The following is a 3,457-nucleotide window of genomic DNA, read 5'->3' as shown; positions in this document are numbered from 1 at the left end:
GTCCGGCTAGTCTGGCCGGACCGCACCGCCCGGGGGAGATGACAGTGCCGAAACCGAAGCTGATCGCCGCTGTCGCCGTGCTCGTGGTGGCGGTCGGGGCCGGGGCGTGGGCGCTGGTCGCCTCCGGCGACGACGACCCGGGCCGGGGTCGCCCGGCGGCGTCGGCGAGCGCCGACCCGGTCAGTGTGTTGAAGGCCGCCGCCGCGAAGGCCGACGAGCAGCCGTACAGGCTGACGGTCGGCACCGGCGGCACGGACGGGGACGCGACTGTGCTGCTCTGGGACCCGAAGGCGAAGCGTGGTCTGGAGACCACCTCGCTGAAGGTGCCCACGGGCGTGGTGAAGATCGAGCGGTTGACCACCGGGCTGGACGTGTACGTGCGGGTCACCGCCCCGGACCGCCGCGTCCCGGTCTGGGACGGCAAGACCTGGTGGCACGTCGGTAAAGCGGGTGCCCCGGCGGCCAAGCAGGGCCTGGACAACACCCGGCTGGCCAGCACGCTGGGCGCGCCGACGGGGGTCCGGCTGACCGCCGAGCGGGAGTACGCGGGCACGCTGGACCTGCGCCAGAGCGGCGCGGTGCTGGGCAGCGGCGTCGGCAACGTACTGGGTGACCGGGCCGGGGCGGTCCCGTTCACCGCCGCCGTGGACGAGCAGGGTCGGCTGGTCCGCTACCGCATCGAGTTGGCCAGCGAGCAGTCGCAGACCGCCCAGCTCGACCTGACGTACTCGGATTTCGGGCTGTCGGTGTCGGCGGACCCGCCGGCGGCCGACCTGGTGGGCGAGGATCCACCGGCGAACATTCCCGGCGCCTGAGGTCGGCTCACTCCTCGACCGCCCCGTCGATGGGGGTGACCAGGAAGTCGTAGACGGTGCGGGCCATCCGCCGGACCGTCTCGTCGCCGGTGGCCATGGGGCCGGCGGTGAGGAACGCGACGGCGGTCTCGGTGCCGGGGATCAGGTAGTAGCCGACGTCGTGTGAGGCGTCCGGCAGGTCACCGGTCTTGTGGGCCACCGGCACGCCGGGCGGCAACGCCGCCGGGATCTTCGTGTTCAGGGTCTGCTCCCGCATGAAGCCGATCATCAGGTCGCGGGAGGCGGGGGTGAGGATCTCGCCGTCCCAGACCGCGCCGAGCAGTGACACCACGTCGTCCGGGCTGGTGTAGTTCTCCTCGCCGCGTTGCGCCGCCGCGCTGTCGAGCATCCGCCGGGCCAGGATGGTGGACCGCTGGTTCATCGAGTCGATCAGCGCGTTGACCGGGGCGAACCCACCCAGGTAGGTGATCAGCACGTTCGCGGCCACGTTGTCGCTGTACTTGATCAGGTACTGGGCGAGCCGGTGCACTGTGACCACCTGCGGGAACGTCTCGAACTGCAGTTGGCCGGTGCCGCCGACCACGTCCTCCGGGGTGACCAGCACACCGTCGTCGAGGAATACCTGTCCACAGTCGACCCGACGTAGCAGCTCGACGAGGATCCACAGCTTGATGACGCTCGCCGCCTTGGGGCGCAGCGAGCCGTTGACGGCGATCTGCTGGTCGCCGTAACGGCCGGACAGGTCGCGCACCGTGACCCCGGCCGGGTTGAGGCTCGCGTCGGCGACCACCCGGGCGAGCTGGCCGCTGAGCGGGAACAGCCGGGCCCCGGCGACCGGGTCGGTGGGTGGCTGCGGGCTGGTCACCACCACCCCGGTCAGCGTCGTCGGCGGGCGGTGCCGCTGGATCACCTCCAACGTGCCCTCGCTGCGCCCGACCAGCGGCACCCGGTAGCGGTAGGCGGTGCCTCCGACGACGACAGCGCCGCTGGCCACCCCGGCGGCGACCCGCATACCCGGGTCGGCGACCCGACCGGTGTCGCCGTCGCAGGCGCGGTAGCGCACCGTGTGCCCGAGCGAGTCCACTGCGAACACCCCGCCGGGAAACGACAGCCAGGACACCTCACTGGTCGGGGGGCGCTCCGGCGTCGGGTCCACCCCGGGTTCGTGGCTCTGACCGTCACCGGACTCCACCCCGTACCCCGGCTCGGTCGTCTGCGCCGGGTCCGCGACGGGCGCGCGGCCCGGGCCGTCCGCGGTGGCCGGCCCTGTCGTCGCGAGCACCGCGAGCGCGACCGCCGCCGTCAACACCTTCAGGGGTACGCGGGCAGAGTTCCCCAGCAGGGAAGATGAGCGCCTCTTGTCGCTTTTTCTCACGTTTGCACGATATGAAGCGCCGGGGGCGGGTGGGACCGGCGGGACCGGCGTCACCCGTCCGGGCGGCAATGTCCCCCTCCGCGGTGGCCCGCAGGTATAACTGTGACCCACAGGTAATCACCGCTTTGCTCTGCACCCGCCGATGCGCCGGTTACGGACCGTGCCTGGCGCACGGGCGGGTGCAGAGCAAAGGTCAGCCACTCAGCCACTCACCCCGGAGGACCCGTGCTGATCATCGCCGGCAGCCTGACTGTCGAACCGGCCACCCGCGAGGCGTACCTGTCCGACTGCGAACAGGTCATCGCGCGGGCGCGCGCCACCGCCGGCTGCCTCGATTTCCTGCTGGCGGCCGACCCGTTGGAGCCCGGCCGGATCCACGTCTACGAGCGCTGGGAGTCACCAGAGCAGTTGGCCGCGTTCCGGGGCTCCGGGCCGGACGACGCGCAGGAGGTCGCCATCCTCGACGCCGACGTGCGGCGCTACCTGATCGCCGGGGTCGAGGCACCCTGACCCGGCACCCGGTCACGCCGACGGTTCGGGGCTGGTGGGCAGGCCGGGTGCCATCCGGCGGATCGAGGTGAAGGTCGGCGTGAGGGCCTCGTACAGCTCGGCGAAGAGCGGCAGCAGCGCCGCGTAGGTGGCCGCGGCGGCCGGGTCGGGGCGGACCGTCTCCTCGATCCGCACCAGGTCGGCGGCGAGGTCGATGCTGGGGATCAGCCCGAGCGCCTCCATGCCGAGCAGCGCCGCTCCGAAGCTCGACCCCTCGTGCGCGGCCGGGAAGCTCACCGGCAGGCCGAGGGCGTCGGCCAGCATCTGCCGCCACAGGCCGCTGCGGGCGAAGCCGCCACCGGCCCGGACCTCCCGGACCTCGTTGCCGGCCGCGCGTACCGAGCTGAGCACCAGCGCGAGCTGTTGGCAGACGCCCTCCAACGCGGCCCGCACCAGGTGCTCGCGGCGGTGGGCGTGGGTCAGCCCCACGTACGCTCCGCGCGGCAGGGCGCTCCAGTGTGGTGCCCGTTCGCTGTGCAGGTACGGCAACATGATGAGCCCGCCCGAGCCGACCGGCGCGCGGGCCGCCAGGGCGACCAGGTCCTCCTCGGAGTGCTCGCCCAGGTCCGGGGCGAGCGCCGCGCCGGCCCACTTGAGCACGATGCCGCCGTTGTTGATCGCGCCACCGACCGCCCAGCGGTGCTCGGTCAGCGCGTAGCAGAACACCCCGCCGAGCGGGTCCACGCCGGGCCGCTCGACCATCACCCGCATCGCGCCG

Annotated in this window: 3 protein-coding genes and 1 pseudogene; 2 read left to right on the top strand and 2 right to left on the bottom strand. The window is 72.8% G+C overall.

Annotation, left to right across the window (positions count from 1 at the left end):
• Nucleotides 1–815: pseudogene (locus ABZ749_RS32005) on the top strand (hypothetical protein); the annotation flags it as partial.
• A gap of 7 nt (nt 816–822) precedes the next feature.
• On the opposite strand, the gene ABZ749_RS32000 reads toward ABZ749_RS32005, so the two are convergent.
• A complete protein-coding gene (locus tag ABZ749_RS32000) occupies nt 823–2,190 on the bottom strand; it encodes a serine hydrolase (RefSeq protein ID WP_357234397.1) in 1,368 nt (455 codons plus the stop codon).
• 225 nt (nt 2,191–2,415) lie between these two features.
• Between ABZ749_RS32000 and ABZ749_RS31995 the strand changes: the two genes are divergently transcribed.
• Nucleotides 2,416–2,700 (top strand): antibiotic biosynthesis monooxygenase, encoded by a 285-nt coding sequence (locus ABZ749_RS31995; protein ID WP_355005518.1) that lies wholly within the window; start codon nt 2,416–2,418, stop codon nt 2,698–2,700.
• Nucleotides 2,701–2,712: 12 nt separating this feature from the next.
• Here the strand turns inward: ABZ749_RS31995 and ABZ749_RS31990 are convergent.
• Nucleotides 2,713–3,457: FGGY-family carbohydrate kinase (locus ABZ749_RS31990; RefSeq protein WP_357234394.1), on the bottom strand; the 745-nt coding region annotated here is incomplete at its 5' end.

This window comes from Micromonospora sp. NPDC047753 (assembly GCF_040642735.1).
In the GTDB taxonomy this organism is placed as follows: domain Bacteria; phylum Actinomycetota; class Actinomycetes; order Mycobacteriales; family Micromonosporaceae; genus Micromonospora.
The sequence above is the reverse complement of the archived record's forward strand: the minus strand, read 5'-3'. Positions and strand labels throughout refer to the sequence as shown.